The sequence below is a fragment of the Tenacibaculum xiamenense genome, from assembly GCF_964513065.1.
GTDB classification, from domain to species: Bacteria; Bacteroidota; Bacteroidia; order Flavobacteriales; family Flavobacteriaceae; genus Polaribacter; species Polaribacter xiamenense.
Window position 1 is genome coordinate 117343 of sequence record NZ_CAZEQU010000038.1, and the last position, 20691, is coordinate 138033.

Consider the following 20691-nt stretch of genomic DNA (forward strand, 5'->3'; position numbering starts at 1 on the left):
CAACAGAGTTTTGTTGCACTGATGTAACGCCAATTTTAGAAGTAACAGAGTCTTGCCGCACAGGTGTAGTACCTATTTTATAAAAAAGGAGACTCGCTTTAAGGGGATAATGGAGTACTAATGAGCTTTCTATCTACATGCTTCCCTGTTAAAAAATAAAGCGAAGTGCAGTTATGTTTTCGTCATAAGCTTCAAAACGAATAAAAAACAGCTATTTCTTATTTCAACCAAAAAAGTCTGAATGACTTCATAAGATTATAATAATATGTCCTGATTTTTTGAAACTAAAGCAAATAGGACATTCTAGTGTTATCGTAGAGGTAACTTTGGTTTAGTGAATATAAACAATCAAAAAAAATGAAAAAAACAGTAAAGTATTTAGCAATTGTGTGTTTGGTTTTAGGGATGGTGTCATGTAACGGAGATGATGGAGAAATGGGACCACAAGGACCTCAGGGAGAACAAGGTGTTCAAGGAGAGCAAGGACCTCAAGGGGAACAAGGCGAACAGGGAGAGCAAGGAGAAACAGGAACAGCGAATGTAGTGTATTCAGCATGGCTCCCTGTTGATTATTTGCTTGATGGAGCCCAAGCGAGCAACTTGATGGGATTGGGTGTTTTAAACACTTCAGAATTTAACAGTGATACAGATGTTGCTCTAGTTTACGGAAGACGAGACTCGGGAGATAATGCAGGAGTGTATTTACTACCATTTACACTACATTCTCAGAACGAGTACTACTATTTTACAATAGTTGGAGTTACAGGAGGTACAAGTATCAGAGTTAGGGTGAGTACTACAGATGGAGGAACGAATGTTTTCGGTTTTTTTGATGCGTATCGATATGTAGTTATACCAGGAGGTGTTTCAGCTGGAAGGCCAGGTGGCGAAGATGTTGGAAGTAGCCGTAATGATTATGAAGAAATGAGTTATGAGCAAATCGTCCAGTTGTTTGGAATTACCGAGTAGAGAGGTAGTGTAATTTAAGATCGTATTCAATGAGAAAAAATAAAGTTCTGCAGTTTCTATTATTAATCGTTTTCCTGTTTTTGGGAATAACAACTGCAACATCACAAGAAAAAAGAACTCAAATAAAGGTTCAAGGTAGAGCGGTTCATGTTGATGCGAATCCGTTATTAAAAGCTGTAATCAGTATAAGTGATGTTAAACAGTACTATTCAGGGCAGTCTGATACAGCCATTATTAGTTTTGAAGAGGTGAAACAGAAATACGTAAAGCAACTTCAAAGTAAGGGAATCTCTTGGTCAATGTTTAGCGAAAAACCTTACGAATTTGGGTATGAAGTATTAAAATCAGGAATAGATATAGAAGGGAGAATATATGAGTTTCAAACATCTTCTGTTGAACAAATGAGGCTTTTCTTAAATATACATACTTCTGGATTAAATATTTTAAAATCGGTTGCTCTTATAAGGTTAAACGAAAAGGAGAAGTTTCAACTTTATAAAAAAGCTCTTGACGCTGCGGAATATAAGGCAAAATTAATAGCTAGGGCAATGGGTAAAACACTCGATAAAGTTCTTGAGGTTTCGGATAATAGATTGGATGTAATTCCTATAGAAAATTATATCTATTATGACCGCCCAATAGGTGAGTATATCTACAATCTCGAAGTGATTTATAGTGTTCAGTAATTGAGATTAACAGAAAGAGTCCTAATTGGTTTTTTAATCTTGAGAAAGTTTTTTGCTAAACCGTATTGACTTTTGAAATAACAGTAAAAAAATAAACAAATGAAAAGAATAGTTATAGTTTTTTTTGTAATACTTCTTTCTTGTAGTAAAGAAGATGAAGTTGATAAATTGAATATTTCTTATGAGCAAGAGCTTATAGAAGTTGATTTTTTAACGACTGGAGAAACAGCTGAACCAACTGTTAACTGGAATCAGAATAAAGGCTTTTTTAAAGCAACAAGTCGACAGTTTCATGGTGATGAATTTGTAGGGAGAGTAGTTTTTCTGGATAGTTTAACTGGAGTGCTAAGCTGGAACAAACGATTACCATTAGGTGAAAATAAGATTGAGGTAACGGCTGTGGGAGATAGTTCTGAAGCATCAGTAATTGTAATCATTAAGAATTCATTTAAGAAAGGTTTTTTTGTAGGGGGATTCAGTGATGAGGTTCCCGAAGAAATAGATTATTCCATAGTAACCTACGATACTTTTATGAGGCTGGAGGAAAATGGAAGTACAACAATGTGGAACGATGTTCCTTTAACAAATGTAATTGCCTTTGGTGAATGGTATATGAATCGATCTCAAATAACTATTAAGTATTCCAGAGAAAGCCAACCAGATGAAAATTATGTTATCGTAGGTCGTTTGTACGGAAAAGAAGGAATCCCAAAAATGGAAATAAAAGGGAAATGGGGAATTGGAATAACTCCAGATAATGAAGTAGATAAAGAGGAAGGTTTAGTGAAATTTGAAAATGATTAGTAAAAAAAAATATTTGTTAATCATCCTAATTTTTGGATGTTTAAACCTTAAAGGTCAAATAAACCTAGAGATAAACGCAAGTTCGGTTTCTGGAACGGCACCTCTATATGTTTTTTTTGATGCCACGGAAAGTTCAGGTTTACAAGATGGAACAGACTTGATAAATACTGACTTTTCGTGGAATTTTGATAGTACTGGATTGGTACAAGAAACGACAATATCAAAGGCGAAAGGAATGGTTTCAGGGTTTGTTTTTGAAGAACCTGGGAATTATACTGTAGAGTGCACAGCTCGCGACCCTGAAGGAAATATTGAAACAGAGACAATTCAAATATCGGTATTGCCATTTTCAGGAATAACTTATTATGTTTCTGAAAATGGGAATGATAACAATGACGGTTTAACAGAAGATACTGCTTGGCAAACTGCCAATCATGCCTTTCAGCAATTAACTACGAATACCAGAATTTTATTTGAACGGGGAGGAATATTTCCCAATATAACTGAAAGCCTAAATAATCTTCATGGAGGTTCCATGATTATTGGTGCTTATGGAGAAGGTGAATTACCTGTCCTTCAAGCCAATGAAAATTGGGTGGTTTTTATTGATAACTCGGAGGGAATCGCTTTGGTAGATTTACACTTAGAAATTAATAATGCTTTTGCAACTGGATGCTTAGATGTTCAAAATAATTCTACCGATATTTTGGGACTTCGCGTCGAAATGGAGGGGGCAACTGGAAGAACCATTTATCAGGATGAATCTTCTCTTTTGGGTATTTTTAATTGTTATTTACACGATACAGGAGTTATAGGAGTATTTTCTGGAGATAGTTCACAATTTTCTTTTGTAAACAATATAATTGATAATTTAATAGGAGCTCCTCAACCCGAACACGGTATGCGAATACAAGGTGGAGAAAAGCAGTTTATAGCGCATAATACGCTATCAAGAATCAATGATACAAAAACAGCAATAACAATAAGAGGTGATGGTCAAAGACATGTGGTAATTTACAAAAATAAGATCGATAGGATATTGGAAGTGAACCCAGAAAATGCATCAGCAACAGATGCAATTAGTTTAGTTACAATTGAAGGGAATTATATTGGACATAGCATCAATTATGTTGGTCAGGATTTTCAGAATGCGTTCAGTGCAATTAATATAGAGGCTACTCAGGTAGCTATTAGAAACAATATAATTGATGGCCATACGAATGCGGTACGCGTTCATAATGATGGGAATGGAGTTGTTTCAGGGGATGTTACCGTTTATCATAATACGTTTAATTGGAGACCTTCGGCCGATCTTTCGGCAACACTAGGGCGTTTGGTGTTGGTTCAAAATTCAGCTAATGTAAATATCCGCAATAATTTAATGTCGATTCCGGAGAGTGATATGGGAGTGATTTTACAAGTATCGGGAAGTTCTAATGTACACGAAAATAATAACATATTAACAGTAGTACCTAATTATTTGGAAGTGATTCACGAGGCAGATAGTCATATTAATGATATACTCAATTATCAATTAACAGGAGAAAGTCCAGGGGTAAACTCAGGAGATAATAGCGTTCCTGTATTCTTCGATGCGATAAATGTCAGTCGTCCGTTAGATAGTCATAAAGATGTAGGTGCTTTTGAATACGTAGATGAAACATTGTCAAATCAAAAGGAAGAATCGATTGATTTAGTAAAGGTATACCCTAATCCATTTAAAAATTTCCTCTCTATTGAAACTCCATTGAAGGAAGAAGTAGAGATCATAATAGTAACATTAGTAGGCAAAGCGGTTTTTAAAAGTCAATTACACTCATTCAATAACATTTTCGATACGAGTGATTTTAAGAATGGAATGTACTTACTTCAAATAAAAACGAGTAAAAAGAGTAGAGTGTATAAGTTGATTAAATAAGTGTTTTCGAATAAAAAGAAATGAGAAAAAGAGTTTGTCAAAGCTCATTTTCTCATTTAAGGTCTTATACTGTTGTATCTTTCTTAAGGTTAAATAATTTCGGGGGTACTATTATTTAATATGTTATAAAGATACATTGAAAGAGCTTTACTTTATTCAAAAAAAGTTATATGAGAATACTAAAAAGATAAGTGCTACGTATTTATCGATGAATGGTTTTACTTGTTTTTCTATTTAAGATTATCTTTTCTAATTTTAAAGAGTTCAATTTCTATTTTATCTAAAGTATCATAGAAAAAATATGGAGAAAAGAACTAAATGTGAGCATCAATGAAAAATAGTTATAAAAGAAGAAATGAGAAAAGAGTTTTAAGGATGCTCGTTTCTCATTTAAGGTTAAATAATTTCGGGGGGTACTTTATATTTAATACCTTAAAGATAGTTTTGAAAAAGCCTTTTTGTTTAAAAATAAGTTGTATAGGGTGGTTTTAAAGATGAATGTATCTATTTCATAGATAAGTGGATGTGATATCTAAATAACTGGTTTGAAGGTGCTGTGTCTCATATAATAAAAAAGATTGCCCAAAAAAGGCAATCTTTCAATTTTAATTATAACATTTTATAATAAAAAAATAGATAATTAGTGAGTCAACTAATTATCTAATAACTTCGACATTAACGGCGTTTATTCCTTTTTTCCCTTGTTCGGTTTCATATCTTACTTTGTCATTTTCTCTAATATTATCGATTAATCCAGAGTTATGAACAAAAACATCTCTTCCTGTTTCTGATGATGTGATGAATCCAAATCCTTTTGATTCATTAAAAAACTTTACTGTACCTTCTTGCATGGGTATTAAATTTTATGTTATTAATTATTTTTTCGTTCAATTAGAACACTATAAATTTTCATTCTTCGTAAGAATAATGAGTACATTTAATGTTATCAAAAAACACTAAAAAGAATAAAGGAATAATGAAATAAAAAAAGGCAAGAAGAGTATAAACTCAAAAAACTAATTACTAAATAATACCTTAAAATTGATAGCCGTTCTTATTGAACACTACAAACATAAGTCTTTTAAAATTATAAACTAAGGCTATTTCGTTATTTATTTTCTTTAGGAGAAAATTACTTTAGTATTTTCCTTTAAGTTTGAAAAAATTAAAAGACCTTGTATAAAAAAAGAGCTCAATTCTGAGCTCTTTTTCAATTTCAGAAATAGTTTATGATGAGATTTTTTCGAAATTGACAAGCAAACATATCCGAAATAGATTTGCAGTAATTATTTTTTAGTTAACTAAGCCAATTATTTTGATGACTTTCATTTATCCTTAGTTCATTGGTAATATAGTTAAGACACATTTTTGAAATGTTTTATAAAGAGCTGTTTGTTCAGCTTTTTTTTGTAACTTCTTAGCGCTATAAGAAACTTACTACAAGTTGTTTTGATACTAGTTTTCAAATCAATCCTCAACAAAAACAACAATTTTTAAAGAAAAAACAATTCGTTTAAACTTTTTGGAAAATTAAAGGTCAAATAAAATTGTAACACCGTTCTGTGTAAAATTAGCACTGGTAATTCTATTCTTCATAATGGATTATAACATGTTAATGGCTTTACACAACTAACAAAATAATATACCGATGAAAAGAATTGTAGTAAGCATTTTAATTACACTCTCATTATTCATAACAGGATGCTCAAAAGATAGTGATACTTATACACCAGTTGAACAGGACCCTTTAGAGGAGCTAAATTTACCTGACGAATATTTTAACTATGCTAATATGCCGTTACCAGAACATTATACTAATAATGCCTTTAGTCCTCAATCTCCGTTTCAGCATGCAGCAACAGAGTTTGATAATACCCCTTCAAATAATCCTATTACAAATGAAGGAGCAACCTTAGGAAGAGTCTTGTTTTATGATAAGAAATTAAGTGCCAATGGAACAATAGCTTGTGCTTCCTGTCATAAACAAGAATTTGGTTTTTCAGACCCTGATGTTTTAAGTGAAGGTTTTGATGGAGGAAGAACGAGAAGACATTCTATGGGCTTAACTAATGCTCGATTTTATTATAGTGGTAAATTTTTCTGGGACGAAAGAGCCGCTACCTTAGAAGACCAGGTATTAATGCCATTTCAAGATGAAGTTGAAATGGGGCTAACCCTTCAGCAGTTAGAAGAAATTGTAGGAAGTCAATCTTACTATCCACAACTTTTTGAAGCTGCTTTTGGCGATGATGTAATTACTAATGATAGAATATCAAAGGCTTTGTCTCAGTTTATTCGAAGTATGGTAAGCACAACATCTAAATACGATATTGCAAGGAGTGAAGTACAATCGCCTACCGATAATTTTCCAGGTTTTACACAACAGGAGAATCAAGGGAAAACCTTGTTTTATTTACCCTTAGAAACAAGTAGTGGAGATCGAGTAAATTGTTCAGGTTGTCATGTTTCTGAAGCGTTTGTAGGACCAATACCAAATGGACCTTTAGGAACAACGACATCAGTAACCAATGGTTTAGATGCTGTTTCTACAGATGATTTAGGAATTAATGAAACTACAAACAATGCAAATGATATAGGGAAATTTAAAGCTCCTTCATTACGAAATATTGCAATTAGACCTCCGTATATGCATGATGGACGCTTTGCAACATTGCAAGAAGTAATTGAATTTTACAATTCGGGTATTCAGAAGCACATGAATTTAAGACCTCCTTTGTTAGGGTCGGATGACAATCCTGTAAGACTTAATCTAACTCAAGCTCAAAAGGATGCCTTGGTTGCCTTTTTAGAAACGCTTACCGATTATGAAATGTTATCAGATGAAAAGTACAGTGATCCTTTTAGAAATTAGTAAAAAGCTTAATACAATACCGATGAGAATTTATACATTATTATTTATCGTAGGTCTATTATTCCTTTCTTGTGGAAAGGATAATGAAGAGGTTTCTAATCCAACTCCGACTCCTACTGAAGAAGGAAATTCCAATATTTTATTAATTATTGTGGACGATTTAGGAAAAGATGCTTTGTCAGGTTATTCAGAAGGAACTATAAAGCCCAATACTCCAAACTTAAATGAGCTTAGAAATAAAGGATTGTTATTCAATAATTTTTGGGTATACCCCACATGTTCGCCTACCAGAGCTTCTATTATAACGGGCAAATACGGTTATAGAACAGGAGTAAAATGGGCTGGAGATGTTCTAAATGATTCAGAAACCATACTTCAGAAGCATATTAATGAGCAAACAAACAATAAGTATTCAACCGCAGTTATTGGAAAGTGGCATCTAGCAGGAAGTAATAACCGTACATATAATCCTGAAAACTTAGGAATTGATTATTATGCTGGGGTGATCTCTGGAACAGCAGACTATTTTCAATGGGAATTAACAGAAGATGGAGCAACATCTACCCAGAACAATTATATAACAGAAAAATTTACAGATTTATCAATTGATTGGATTGCTGAGCAATCAAAGCCATGGTTTTTATGGTTAGCTTATACGGCACCTCATACTCCTTTTCATTTACCTCCAAGTGAAATGCATTCACAACAAGGATTGGGAGAGTATACGAGTGGAGCAGATGTTTTACCATATTATATGGCAGCTATTGAGGCAATGGATTACCAAATAGGTAGGCTTTTAAGCAGTCTATCTGCAGAAGAAAGGGATAATACAACGATTATTGTACTTGGCGATAACGGAACACCTAATCAGGCAGCCCAATCTCCCTATGCATCTAATAAAGCAAAAGGAACCCTATATCAAGGAGGAATTAACACACCTATGATTGTTTCAGGAGCACAGGTATCGCGAACAGGGAGTGATCATAATATAGTATCAAGCACAGATTTGTTCGCTACAATAGCGGAAATAGCAGGGGGGGCTACTACAGAAATTAACGATAGTAAGAGTTTTAAATCACTTCTTTCCTTAGGAAACCAAACAAGAGAGTTTCAGTATTCTGAAAAAAATAATGATACCACAGATTCATGGACAATTAGTAATGGTAGTTTTAAGCTTGTTGTAAATGCTAATGGGGAAAAAGAATTTTTTAACTTAACAAATGATCCATATGAACAAGAAAATCTTCTAGAAGGTACTCTTAATGGAAATGAAACTTCAGAAAAAGAAAAATTAGAGGAAGAATTGTTGAAAATTAGAAATTAATTACCTTGCTATAAACTAATTTAAAATTTAATTTATGAAGGGGATAGGGAATACGCCGCTAATCAAACTAGAAAAATTAGTGAACGAAGATATGGCCGATATTTACGTAAAGTATGAAGGAGCCAACCCTACAGGAAGTATGAAGGATAGAATGGCTCTTTCAATGATTGAAGGGGCTGAAAAAAGAGGAGATTTAAAGCCAGGAGGTACTGTTGTTGATTATACAGGTGGAAGCACTGGAAGTTCTCTAGCAATGATATGTTCAGCAAAAGGATACAAAGCACACTTTGTTTCATCGGATGCTTTTGCCAAAGAAAAACTTCAAACGATGAAAGTTTTTGGGGCAACATTAGAACTGATCCCTAGTGAAAATGGAAAAATTACGGCAAATGTTATCAACAAAGCTCTTCAAAGAGTCAGAGAAATAGCGAGTAAACCAAATACATTTTACACGAATCAGTTTAAGAATTTAGATAATAAAATAGCTTATCATGCAATGGCCAAAGAAATTTTAAATGATTTAGGTAATGATATAGATGAGTTTATTGCAGGAGTTGGAACAGGAGGCTGTTTTTCGGGGAATGCTGAAATATTTAAAAAAGAAGTACCATCTATTAACTGTATCCCCATTGAACCATTTAATGTAAGAACCCTATCAGGAGGAGACACTTCAGGAACTCATAGATTAGAAGGCATGGGAGCAGGGTTTGTTCCTGAAATTTGCAGATTAGATTTGGCCGATAAAATAATCGCAGTAAAAGATGAAGATGCTTATACTACAGCAAGAGTTTTAGCTAAAAAAGAAGGGGTTTTTGGAGGGATAACCTCAGGAGCCAATGTTTGGGCAGCAATAGAGAGAGCTAAAGTTTTAGGAAAAGGGAAAAGAATTGTCACTGTAATTTGCGATTCAGGGTTAAAGTATTTACAAGGAGATTTATATAAATAAGTTTTAAAACACCCCATGATAGATAACAAGAAACGGGTATATAAAATGTAGCAAAGAAAATTTATTTAACGATGTTTTTTATTGTAACAACCCATAATTTTTTAACAAAAACTTCACTAAAATTCCATTTCTCTATTCTTTATAAAGTACCTATCTTAGCGACTGTTAAATGCAATTATATCTATGGAATTATTTAAGGAAAACAAACTTAAAATATACAACTCGTTATCTAAAAGCAAAGAAGTGTTTAAACCTGTAACAGAAGGGAGGGTAGGGATGTATGTTTGTGGACCTACAGTATATAGTAATGTGCATTTAGGAAACGTAAGAACCTTTATGTCATTTGATATGGTATTCCGTTATCTGTTACATTTAGGATATAAAGTACGCTACGTTCGAAATATTACTGATGCAGGTCACTTAGAAAGCGATGCTGATGTTGGAGAGGATAAAATTGCGAAAAAAGCTCGCTTAGAAGAAATTGAACCTATGGAAGTAGTACAGCGTTATACTGTAGATTTTCATAAGGTAACTGGTTTGTATAATTTTTTACCTCCAAGTATTGAACCTACAGCTACAGGACATATTGTTGAGCAAATCCAAATGATTAAAGAAATTATGGATAAAGGTTTTGCTTATGAAGTAAATGGATCTGTATATTTTGATGTACTAAAGTATAATGAAAATAATCATTACGGAATTTTATCGGGTAGAACCGTTGAAGACGCTATTCATAATACAAGAGAATTAGATGGACAATCGGATAAGAAAAATCCTCAGGATTTTGCTCTTTGGAAAAAAGCTGATGAGCGTCATATTATGCAATGGCCTTCTCCTTGGAGTGATGGTTTTCCAGGATGGCATCTAGAATGTTCAGTAATGAGTTCGAAATATTTGGGTGAACAAATAGATATTCATGGTGGAGGAATGGATTTAAAGTTTCCTCATCATGAGTGTGAAATTGCTCAGTCTCATGCTTGTTCAGGAGAGCAACCAGTGAATTACTGGATGCATGCGAATATGTTATTGTTAAATGGCCAGAAAATGGCAAAGTCATCAGGTAATTATATCTTACCAGAAGCAATTTTAACTGGAGAAAACGATATTTTACCAAAAGCTTTTAGTGCAGGAGTTGTTCGATTTTTTATTATGCAAGCTCATTATCGAAGTATTTTAGATTTTTCTGGAGAGGCTTTATTGGCTTCGGAAAAAGGATTTAATAAGTTAATGGAAGCGGTTAAGAGTTTAAAGACTCTAAGTGGAGGAAAAACTACTTCTGGTTTTGATGTAAATGCATGGAAGCAGAAATGTTATGATGCAATGAATGACGATTTTAATACACCTATTTTAATCGCTCATTTATTCGATGCAGTGAAGTTTATTAACCTATTAAAGGATAATAAAACTTCAATTTCTGTTGATGATTTAGAAATACTAGAAAATACACTAAACACGTTCTTATTTGATGTATTAGGTTTAGTATCCGAAACAGGTCAGCAAAACACGAAAACCTTAGATGGTACGGTTGAATTATTAATAAAACTGCGCAAAGAAGCTAGAGAAAATAAAGATTGGGCTTTATCTGATCAAATACGTGATGAATTGCAAGCTTTAGGTGTGCAATTAAAAGATGGAAGAGAAGGAACAACTTTCACAATTAATTAATTGAAAAAAATACTTACATACCCATTCATTCTTTTGGTTCGTTTTTATCAAACGGCTATTTCTCCGTATACACCTTCGAGTTGTCGGTATACACCAACTTGTTCTCATTATACGATAGAAGCCTTGAAAAAACATGGATTATTTTATGGTGGATGGCTATCTATAAAACGTATTTTTAGTTGTCATCCTTGGGGAGGAAGTGGTTATGATCCAGTTCCGGAAAAGAAAAATAAAAAATAATATAAAATACATGAATTTTTTATCTGTTGTTTGGGACATAAATCCAGAAATTTTTAAAATAGGAGGTTTCGGAGTTAGGTGGTATAGTTTAATGTTTGTTTTGGCATTTATTCTGGGACTTCGATTAATGAAAAAAATTTACATAGAGGATAAAATATCTGTTGAAAAATTAGATCCACTTTTTATGTACGTATTCGTATCTATGTTAATAGGAATGCGTTTGGGTGATGTTTTCTTTTATAGTTGGGATTATTATCAGAATCATTTGTTGGAAATCATCTTACCTTTTAAGAAACAGGAAGGAGCTTCGGCGCTTTTTGGGCTTATTGATGGGTGGAAATTTACTGGTTTTACTGGTTTTGCAAGCCATGGAGCTGCTATTGCTATTCCTTTAGCTCTTTATTTTTATGCAAAAAAACATTTACAGAAACCTTGGTTGTTTATCTTGGACAGATTGGGAATCATGGTTGCTTTAGCTGGATTCTTTATTAGATTTGGAAACTTCTTTAACTCAGAAATCTATGGAAAACCAACAGGTAGTAGTTTTGGAGTTATTTTTAAAAGAGCAGGTGAAACGGTACCTAGATATCCAACACAGTTGTTTGAAGCATTTAGTTATTTAGTATTGTTCTTCGTATTGTGGCATTTTTATTGGAAAACAGATAAGAAAAATCAAACAGGTTTCTTATTCGGATTGTTTATGGTGGTATTATGGTCACTCCGTTTTTTTATCGAGTTTTTAAAAGAAGCTCAGGTGGAAGGAAGAGAAGATTGGGTACTAAATTCATTAAACACAGGTCAAGTGTTGAGTATTCCTTTAGTATTAATTGGATTTTGGCTAATGTTTAGAAAAACAAAATAAACAGTATTTATAAATAAATTGAAACCGAGCTTTATGCTCGGTTTTTTATTTAAAATACTTTTCTTTTTACCTCATTTAGTGGAAATGAGGTAAAATATCACTTCCAATTTCGTCAATAATTTCATCCGCTTTTCGCGAACTATATTTTAAATTTAATATAACATGACTTACTCCAAAGGATTCTAGAGATTTTAAATAGGAGATTAGAAATTTGCTTCCAGTTCTTATTCCTAAATGTATAGGCGAAGGAGGTGTATTTTTGTTAGCGACTAAATCAACGTATAGCGATTGCATATAAGGTTTCCATGATTGTTTGGTCTGTTCAAGGGCTTTGTGCCAATCATTCATTGATCGCTGTAGTACGTCAAAGTTACGAGGATAATAAAGCCATCCATCTGAATTTTCTGCTATCCAATTCAATGATTGCCCTGAATGACCAGTAACTAGTAAAGGAAGTTTATAGCTAGATTTGGGGACTAAGTCTGTACTTCCATTCATGCTTCCGTAATGAGTGGATTCAAAAGTTGGGTAATCTTTTAAAAGAGATTGTATGTATTCATAATTGTCTCTGAACAAATCACCTTTTAGATGTATCTCCTTTTTAAAAGAAGGATATTCAGAAGGTCTATCTCCAGACGCAATACCGAATATAGCTCGTCCTTTTGAAAGTTCTTGAATACTTAGCATTGATTTAGCTGTATGTATGGGATGACGAAGTGGTAATATTATAGAACCTGAAGCTAAAGCTATTGTTGATGTTTGATTCATGATGTGTGTCATGTATATCCAAGGATCAAACATTTGTCCAGCATCGCCAAAATTAGGATCATGCAGAGGAATGTCTCGGAACCATAACGCTTTAAAACCCAGTTTTTCCGCTCTTTTGGCAAGCATTTCTTGATCATGCATGGAAGGAATAGACCCAGAATAAGCTTCTAAGGGAAAAACAAGTCCAAAACTTAACTTTCCTTCTTTTGCTATATCGTTTAACTTATTCATCAATAGTTATATTGAGATTTCGAAGTATTTCATGTGTAATTCTCATAAGTTCTTTTATTTTTTCTTCATCATAACAATCAGAATGTGCAGATCCTAAAGAACCTTTATCATTATCAAAATACTTACCGCTAATGCCTTCATATGATGGAGCCAAGGCTAGATCATATAAAATTTGCGCTCCCTTATCTGCTGAAGACCAAAATTGACCATAGGCTTCTTGCACCATTTTGGTGTTTAATAGCGAGCCTGGGTTGACGGCTATAGTGTGTATATTAGGGTGTTTTTTCGCTAGATAAAAAGACCACATTGTAATGGCAAGCTTACTTTGAGGATACGCTTGTTGCATAGCTAATAATTCGTTGCCTTTAAGTGCTTCAGGTGAAACAGATGCTTGAGCGGCAGAACTTAGATTGATGATTTTCGATGAGTTCTTTTGTTTTAACAGAGGCAACAACTCAGAAGTAAGAATTAGAGGCGCCAAGAAATTAACAGAAAAACGAACGTCAAGTCCTTCTTTGGTAATTGCATTTTGAAACTTGAACACACCAGCATTATTAATGAGGATATCTATAACATCATACTTCTTTTGAATAAGGGAAGTGAACTCATGTAAAGATGATAAATCAGATAGATCTGCTGTATAGCCAGTTATGGCATTATTGTTTGTCTTTTTCTTTAACTCCAATAAGGTGTTTTCAAGCTTTTCTGAACTTCTTCCATGTAAAATTACTCGATGCCCGTCGTTGGCCATTTTTAAAGCAGCTAGTTTCCCAATTCCATCAGTACTTCCAGTTATTAATATTGTTTTCATGATTATTTAGCTTTTAAGATTATTGAGCAAAGTCATCATTACCTTTAACAAGATAATGGTTACTTATTGAGCCTTTCGTTCTAGCTTGTAAATGAGGAATGTAGTCGGGATCACTCATAAAGTCTTGGGCTGCCTTTTTAGAGGGCCATTCCAGAATAATTCTTAAGGTAACTTTTTCTCTGTTACCTTCAAGTTGTATGTGATCTGGAGTTCGTACTATATATTTTCCTCCATATTTTTTTACCAGGTTGTTGGTAGCAGAAAGATATTCAGGAATCCACTCGTTTGTGGTTGGTGATACATCTAATATTGAATAATATTTCATTGCTATAAAATTTATAGTAACAAAATTAATTATAGTTTTTGTTTTCCACAATAACCGTCAAAAAGGATAGTTCAATTATTGATACATATACCTTTAAATAAAATTGGTTATGGCTTCTTTTATGAACAACATTGTTTCTTTTTCTTTTGCAGATACTTTTAGAAATAAATCAGAAGCCTTGTTTAAATGGATCTCATTTTCCGTTTCACCGATCAAATGGAGTAACTCCGATATTTTTTTCCAATCTAAGGCGATTTCATGATAACTTTGACTTGCTTCCAGTAGCTTCTGCGAGCTTAAAAAATTAGCACTTTCTTTCAGAAAATCTCTGTATAAATTTCGAAATAAGGAACCACCAGTTCCTCCTCGTTCCATTAATGAGGCACATAGTTGGAAGTCTTTTTTTATAGATTTACTAGTATGAAACCATTTCTTTATTTCTAAGCTAGTTTTGGCAATACCTTTATAACCAATGTTTTTAATTGGTGGATTTAAAAAGTCATTGGCATTATTGAATATTGCTTTAGGGATTGCTTCTTTTAGAGGTGTCAGATTTTTCTTTTTTGAAATTGTGTATGAAAGGTTTTTTGAAGACATAGGACCTTTCTCATTTCTTGCCAGAGCTAAACTGTTTAAGGATGTTACAGCATTTCTACCTTGCTGATTGGTGTCATTAAGATATGCCTTCATACCGTCATAGCCATAAATAGAAGCATAATGTCCTGCAAAGTGGATTTTACTTGTAAAATACTCCAAATGATAACAATCTAATTTCAAACCAACGGGTATTCCGTTATCAATATGGTTTTTAACTGTATTCCACGCTTTATTTACAGATGTAGTTTCGTTTATTTTTAACTCTAGGTCTAAATTTTCGCAAATATTTTTGGTTAGAAGATCTGGTTTAATTCTACCTCCTATAAATGGAAAGTCCATGATTTTCATATTCCAGAAAATGTAACCCAAGCCTTGACCAAGACCAAATAACATGGGCTCTGATAGATTTATACCAATATGTTTTAAAAGACTTCCAGTGGTGGTTGTTTCACAATGCTCACCGATAAATGGTTCAAAATTTTCTATAATCATTTCTATAGTTTTAGCAAATCTAAAGTGTTCCAATGACAACTTATTGTCAGGGGAGGAATTGCTTTTGTTTGTTTTTAACAATTGGGTGTCGTAATACTACACTTTTAGGTAAGATAAGGTACAATTTTTGAGTGTATTTTTGTTTGACACTTATTCAAATAATTATGGAAGTACGTTATAGCAGAAACAGAATTTATATTTCAAAAGAAGAACAAGAAATGATTAAAGATTTTCCTATTTTACTCGGAGGGAGCGGAATAGGAAGTGCTATAGCTGAATGTGCGCTTCGATTAGGTTTTGAAAAAATAACAATAATAGATGGAGACGAAGTTGAAACTTCTAACTTAAATAGGCAAAATTACACAGCAAATGATGTAGGGACAATGAAAACTGAAGCTATTATGAAAAGGTTGAAATCAATAAATAGCAATGCAGATATTGTTCATCATAATTGTTTTCTAACTCCTGAGAACGTGCATGAGTTTATAAAAGGACATAAGGCAGCCATAAACGCTCTTGATTTTACATCTGAAGTCCCATTAATGTTCGATAAAATTTGCCAAGAAGAAAATATAACGGTATTGCATCCTTATAATTTGGGCTGGGCTGGATTGGTAACAGTTATTGCTCCAGACAGTTTTTCATTAGATATCATAGCTAAAAAAGGGGAGAGGTTTAACGAACTAAATATGGTTGAATATGCTTCTAGTTTTATGAAATTTTGGGGGAACCCTCAAGATTGGATTGACGATGTTATTAGGGAGTTTAAGAACGAGGAAGAGCCATTGCCTCCACCTCAATTATCCGTAGCTTCTTCTCTTGTAGCAGGTATGTGTACCCATATTCTTTTTAATCTTGTTACTGGACGTGAAGTGAAGAAATTTCCTGATTTCTATTTAACTTCATTGTTAAACCAATAGTTGCAATATTTTTTATTAAAGAAGTCTATTATTAGTAGCGTGAGAAATTGCTTCTGTAATATTGACTACTTCTAATTTTTCAAATAATTTTTTTCTATGGAATTTTACAGTATCAGGCGAAACAAAAATAGCTTCGGCAATATCATTAATTGTATATCCTCGAATTGAAAATTGAACAATTTCTTTTTCTCTGTCCGTTAATTTGATTTTTTGAGTGGTTTTCCAGAAATTACCCTTTAGGTCATATCTGTGAATTTCATTTGACCCCGCTTCGTATATTTTGATATTCCCTGAACTTTCCTCAGAAGAAAGAGAAATAATACAAATAGCCTTCCAAATTTTTCCATCTTTGGTTAAAAACATTGGGGTAAGTTTTTGATTTATAAGAATGGACTTTCCCTCTTGAGTCTTGAGATGAAAATCATATGAAATGGTATAACGTTTTCTGTTTTCAATTGGAATCTGCTCATAGAAATCAAAGCCTATGTTATTAATTTTAATGAGTAAGTCAAGATCTTCTGGAACTACATATTTAAAGTAAAAAGCGTATCCCATTTCTTTTACCTCTTGTGCGGTATGACCACATAAAAATAAAGGGTTGTCAGAAACGTATTCAAAACCTTTGCTCTGATAATCGATTACATAGATACTTTTGTAAGTGGCTCTCGCAAAGGCTTTAATAGGCTCAAGATAATTTTCCGTTCCTTTTTTGTCGTTGTCGGAAATATTATTTACCGTGTTTTTAAAAGAAAAAAAGTCATTAATATCAACCATTTGGTAGTAGTTTGTTTTATTCAAATTTAATCCTTTTTAACTTAAAAAATAAGATAGTTTGCAATTAATTAACAATTTTAGTTGGTTTTTTGTTGTTTTTTATAATAGTTTGAAGGTGTCGATGGGTGTTGATTTATAGTCGTTTATCGCCTTTTTTATGTAGTAAATAGAAAGCTTGAAATAGCCCTACACTTTTGTGTAGTTTTTACCTAGTAAAATATAGAACTACCCTTTTGTTTAATCAATTGCTCCAAAAACGTAAATAGATTTGGGTAAACTATTAATTATGATACTCAAAGAAAACTACAACCCAAAACTACATCAAAAGAAGCTTAAAAAGCTAGCTGAATTTGTTGTGAAAGAAAATTTTAAGCATCATACTAATAACGTACCTCGAAATTGTAAAGAGGATATCGAGCTAGTTTATGATGAGGAAATAAAATACAAAGAGCATTCTAATATCTTCGTGGCAAAAGATAACTTAGGAAATATCGCTGGAACTATTCGAGTTTTGAAATGGAATTATGTAGATAAACTTCCCATAGAGAAAATTTTTGGAATCAATCCATTAATGATTACGGGATATGCTCCAATTAAACCTATTTGGCATATTGGGAGGTTTGCAATTCGAAAAGAAATATGTGATGTTACCTTATTTAAGAAATTGGTTGTTTATGGAATTTTGGAAATATGTAAGGATGAAAATGCAGTAGCATTTGCGGAAATTGATAGCAAATTGATGCGTGTACTTAGATTAATGGGGATTCAAGCTACTATTATTGGTGAAAGTATTAATTACTTGGGATCAGAAACAATTCCAGTTTGTTTTACCTATAAAGGTCTTATTAATTTCTATAATAAGAATAAAAAACTTATCATAGAAGAACAACATAACAGCAAACTTAACAAACAAAATGTATTAGTTAGTAATAATAATCTTGCATAAACAGGTTTTTAATTACTAAGTAAAAATTTACCCTAATTCCTTAATAATGGAATTAGGGTAAATTTTTATTGAATTTTTACTTCGATATATTTAAAACTTCATACCAAGTTTTACATTTAAAACGCGTCCTGTCATAAAATTAGGAATTCCATATTGCCTCTTGCTATAGGCATCTCTAACCCAAGTGTTAGTAATTGAGTTTCTTACGTCAAAAATATTAAACAGTTCAAGCCCAATTGTAAATTCTTTAAATTGACTCAAAAATCCATTAGAAACAGGCTTATTTATATCTGTTAGAACATAAGAAACACCTAAATCAGCACGTTTGTAATCGTTAAGCCTATTTTGAAATTCATATACATCGGAATAGGCAGGAGCTCCACCTGGAAGCCCTGTATTGTAAACAATGTTTAAATAAGCCTTTAAATCAGGTAGATTAGGTACATAGTCTTGAAACAATACTCCAAATTTGATGCGTTGGTCTGTTGGGCGAGCAATATATCCTCTATTATCAATATTTTCCTCAGTTTTTAAATACCCAAAACTAATCCAACTATCACTACCAGGAACAAATTCACCATTTAGCCGAACATCAAGTCCGTACGCATATGCTTTAGTTGCATTATCAGCTCTATAACGTATTCTAACATTGTCAATAGAATATGCATTGACATCTGTCAAGTTTTTATAATACATTTCTGTAGTTAACTTAAAAGGGCGGTTCCAAAGATTAAAACTGTAATCATTTCCGGCAACAATATGAATTGATTGTTGGGCTTTTACTTCGGGATGAATTTGTCCATCATAATCTCTAAGCTCTTTGTAAAACGGAGGTTGTGCATACCATCCTCCTGATATTCTAAAAAGGAGATCGCTTTCCCAATCTGGTTTAATTGCAATTTGTGCTCTAGGGCTGAATACAACGTGATTTTGTGAAGCTTGAGAATTAGCTGTTACATTCCAGTAATGGGCACGAACACCAAAATTCATCCATATTTGATGATTATTTATAAATGTTTTTCGGCTTACTTGAGCAAAACCAGATACTCTTTGTATATCAATATTGTTTCTAGCCCGAACATTTTGATAGGGTTCAATAGGGCCAGTAAATGGCTCATATGGTTGTTCGTTTATTGAATGATGTGGGGGACGAACCGAAAACCCTAAGGAGTCAATAACTTCCCATTCATTAATTCGATCTTTTATGTTTTCTTTTTGATATTTTATACCAGCTCTCCATTCGTTTTTTCCTTGTTTTAATGTAGCCCTAAGTTGAATAGCATTAATTAAAGCGTCTAAGTCGTTTCTTGCATGATTTATTTGTGAACCTATACCTTGTGAAAATTCAACTTCTCCAAAGTTTTCAGATCCAGCATTAGTGTCAACTTCTCCTATGTTGTACGCCGCTGCGATATCAAAATGTTCCTCTTCTTGAGTATTGAATGATGAAATTGTCCCAGTTAATTTTAAGTTTTCATTTACAACATAATCCGCAGAAAAAGCTCCGAATAATGTTTTGAATTGATCTTGCTCTTGACCCTGATAAAAAACAATTAATTCTAATGGGTTAGCAATGGTACCAAATCGAGTTCTTCTAGTTAACGGTTTGTAATTATAATCGTTCAAAGAAAAGTTACTAAGAAAATTGAGCGTAAGTTTTTCCGATAAACTATAAGATAGATACGTTTGAACATCTGTAAATTGTGGTCTAAAATTGACTTCAGTCTGTTTACTATTAACAAACAGGCTATTATCACGATATCTTACTCCTAGAATTGCACTGAGTTTATTATTTAAAAAAGAATCTTCAACAGTTATACTTCCTCCTAATAAGCTTAAATCAATTTGAGCACCGAAGTTTTTAGGCTTACGATATGTAATATCCAATACCGAAGAAAGCCGATCACCATACTTTGCCTGAAACCCTCCAGCTGAAAAATTAATGTTTTGAATCATATGAGGGTTGATAAAACTAAGGCCTTCTTGTTGGCCAGAACGAATTAGGAAAGGTCGGTATATCTCTATACCATTGACATATACCAAATTTTCGTCAAAATTCCCTCCTCTAACATTATATTGAGTACTAAGTTCATTGTTATTACTCACTCCTGGCAATGTCATTAATACATTCTCTACACCTGCATTAGCGCCAATCAAATTTTTGACTTGTTTCGTTTCTATTTTAGTAATTCCCTGAGCCTCTTTTTTTCTGTTTTTAACAATAACCTCCTTTAGGTTTTCGTCCAAAGATTTTAATTTCGGAGAAAAATTAAAAGTTTTACTTCCTCGTGCAGTAAATTTCTTAACTATTGTTTTAAAAGAAACATGGCTAAAGGTTACTGTTACCGTTTTTCGTATAGGAATAGAAAACTCGTAATTTCCATTCTTATCGGTGGTGGTACCTTTACTTAAATAAGTAATTGCTACGTTTTCAATGGGAGAATTATTACGGTCAGTTATTCTTCCCTTAACAGTAGCCGTCTTTTGAGCGAATATTAGTGCAGGGAAAAAAAATATAAAAATAAGCTGTTTCAAAGTGTA

19 protein-coding genes are annotated in these 20691 nt (G+C 33.0%); 12 read left to right on the top strand and 7 right to left on the bottom strand.

What is annotated here, in order from left to right; all coding sequences use genetic code 11:
• The first annotated feature begins 357 nt into the window (after positions 1-357).
• The 4 genes from ACKTTV_RS17575 (at position 358) to ACKTTV_RS17590 (ending at position 4377) form a co-directional block, all read left to right on the top strand.
• The gene (locus tag ACKTTV_RS17575; RefSeq protein ID WP_408032179.1) at positions 358-969 is read left to right on the top strand and encodes a hypothetical protein; all 612 of its coding nucleotides are present in this window, start codon (positions 358-360) and stop codon (positions 967-969) included.
• Positions 970-998: 29 nt separating this feature from the next.
• A complete protein-coding gene (locus ACKTTV_RS17580) occupies positions 999-1655 on the top strand; it encodes an SIMPL domain-containing protein (protein ID WP_408032180.1) in 657 nt (218 codons plus the stop codon).
• Between the two features lie 99 nt (positions 1656-1754).
• A complete protein-coding gene (locus ACKTTV_RS17585; RefSeq protein WP_408032181.1) occupies positions 1755-2459 on the top strand; it encodes a hypothetical protein in 705 nt (234 codons plus the stop codon).
• Positions 2452-4377, top strand: a complete 1926-nt coding sequence (locus tag ACKTTV_RS17590) for a T9SS type A sorting domain-containing protein (protein WP_408032182.1) — start codon at positions 2452-2454, stop codon at positions 4375-4377. Before ACKTTV_RS17585 ends, ACKTTV_RS17590 begins: the two co-directional genes overlap by 8 nt.
• Before the next feature lie 656 nt (positions 4378-5033).
• On the opposite strand, the gene ACKTTV_RS17595 is transcribed toward ACKTTV_RS17590, so the two are convergent.
• Entirely contained in the window at positions 5034-5228 is a 195-nt protein-coding gene (locus ACKTTV_RS17595; protein WP_408032183.1) for a cold-shock protein, read from the bottom strand.
• Positions 5229-6025: 797 nt separating this feature from the next.
• Between ACKTTV_RS17595 and ACKTTV_RS17600 the strand changes: the two genes are divergently transcribed.
• The 6 genes from ACKTTV_RS17600 to lgt all read left to right on the top strand — a co-directional run bounded on the left by ACKTTV_RS17600 (position 6026) and on the right by lgt (position 12286).
• Positions 6026-7249, top strand: a complete 1224-nt coding sequence (locus ACKTTV_RS17600) for a cytochrome-c peroxidase (RefSeq protein WP_408032184.1) — start codon at positions 6026-6028, stop codon at positions 7247-7249.
• Positions 7218-8573: a sulfatase-like hydrolase/transferase gene (locus tag ACKTTV_RS17605; protein WP_408032185.1), complete on the top strand. Its 1356-nt coding sequence runs from the start codon at positions 7218-7220 to the stop codon at positions 8571-8573. Before ACKTTV_RS17600 ends, ACKTTV_RS17605 begins: the two co-directional genes overlap by 32 nt.
• 34 nt (positions 8574-8607) lie before the next feature.
• A complete protein-coding gene (locus tag ACKTTV_RS17610) occupies positions 8608-9519 on the top strand; it encodes a PLP-dependent cysteine synthase family protein (RefSeq protein ID WP_408032186.1) in 912 nt (303 codons plus the stop codon).
• Between the two features lie 183 nt (positions 9520-9702).
• Positions 9703-11184 (top strand): cysteine--tRNA ligase, encoded by a 1482-nt coding sequence (gene cysS, locus ACKTTV_RS17615; protein WP_408032187.1) that lies wholly within the window; start codon positions 9703-9705, stop codon positions 11182-11184.
• Positions 11185-11424, top strand: a complete 240-nt coding sequence (gene yidD / locus ACKTTV_RS17620) for a membrane protein insertion efficiency factor YidD (protein WP_408032188.1) — start codon at positions 11185-11187, stop codon at positions 11422-11424.
• Between the two features lie 10 nt (positions 11425-11434).
• Entirely contained in the window at positions 11435-12286 is an 852-nt protein-coding gene (lgt, locus tag ACKTTV_RS17625; protein ID WP_408032189.1) for a prolipoprotein diacylglyceryl transferase, read from the top strand.
• A gap of 75 nt (positions 12287-12361) precedes the next feature.
• On the opposite strand, the gene ACKTTV_RS17630 is transcribed toward lgt, so the two are convergent.
• The 4 genes from ACKTTV_RS17630 to ACKTTV_RS17645 form a co-directional block, all read right to left on the bottom strand.
• Entirely contained in the window at positions 12362-13285 is a 924-nt protein-coding gene (locus ACKTTV_RS17630) for an LLM class oxidoreductase (protein ID WP_408032190.1), read from the bottom strand.
• Positions 13278-14096, bottom strand: a complete 819-nt coding sequence (locus ACKTTV_RS17635; RefSeq protein WP_408032191.1) for an SDR family NAD(P)-dependent oxidoreductase — start codon at positions 14094-14096, stop codon at positions 13278-13280. Before ACKTTV_RS17635 ends, ACKTTV_RS17630 begins: the two co-directional genes overlap by 8 nt.
• A gap of 19 nt (positions 14097-14115) precedes the next feature.
• Entirely contained in the window at positions 14116-14421 is a 306-nt protein-coding gene (locus ACKTTV_RS17640) for a DUF1330 domain-containing protein (protein ID WP_408032192.1), read from the bottom strand.
• A gap of 93 nt (positions 14422-14514) precedes the next feature.
• Positions 14515-15510: a BtrH N-terminal domain-containing protein gene (locus ACKTTV_RS17645; protein WP_408032193.1), complete on the bottom strand. Its 996-nt coding sequence runs from the start codon at positions 15508-15510 to the stop codon at positions 14515-14517.
• A gap of 164 nt (positions 15511-15674) precedes the next feature.
• Between ACKTTV_RS17645 and ACKTTV_RS17650 the strand changes: the two genes are divergently transcribed.
• The gene (locus ACKTTV_RS17650) at positions 15675-16430 is read left to right on the top strand and encodes a ThiF family adenylyltransferase (RefSeq protein ID WP_408032194.1); all 756 of its coding nucleotides are present in this window, start codon (positions 15675-15677) and stop codon (positions 16428-16430) included.
• Between the two features lie 15 nt (positions 16431-16445).
• Here the strand turns inward: ACKTTV_RS17650 and ACKTTV_RS17655 are convergent, their stop codons facing one another.
• Entirely contained in the window at positions 16446-17204 is a 759-nt protein-coding gene (locus ACKTTV_RS17655) for a response regulator transcription factor (RefSeq protein ID WP_408032214.1), read from the bottom strand.
• Between the two features lie 286 nt (positions 17205-17490).
• Between ACKTTV_RS17655 and ACKTTV_RS17660 the strand changes: the two genes are divergently transcribed.
• Positions 17491-18150 (top strand): hypothetical protein, encoded by a 660-nt coding sequence (locus ACKTTV_RS17660; protein WP_408032195.1) that lies wholly within the window; start codon positions 17491-17493, stop codon positions 18148-18150.
• Between the two features lie 90 nt (positions 18151-18240).
• On the opposite strand, the gene ACKTTV_RS17665 is transcribed toward ACKTTV_RS17660, so the two are convergent.
• Positions 18241-20685, bottom strand: a complete 2445-nt coding sequence (locus ACKTTV_RS17665) for a TonB-dependent receptor (protein WP_408032196.1) — start codon at positions 20683-20685, stop codon at positions 18241-18243.
• Positions 20686-20691 lie beyond the last annotated feature (6 nt).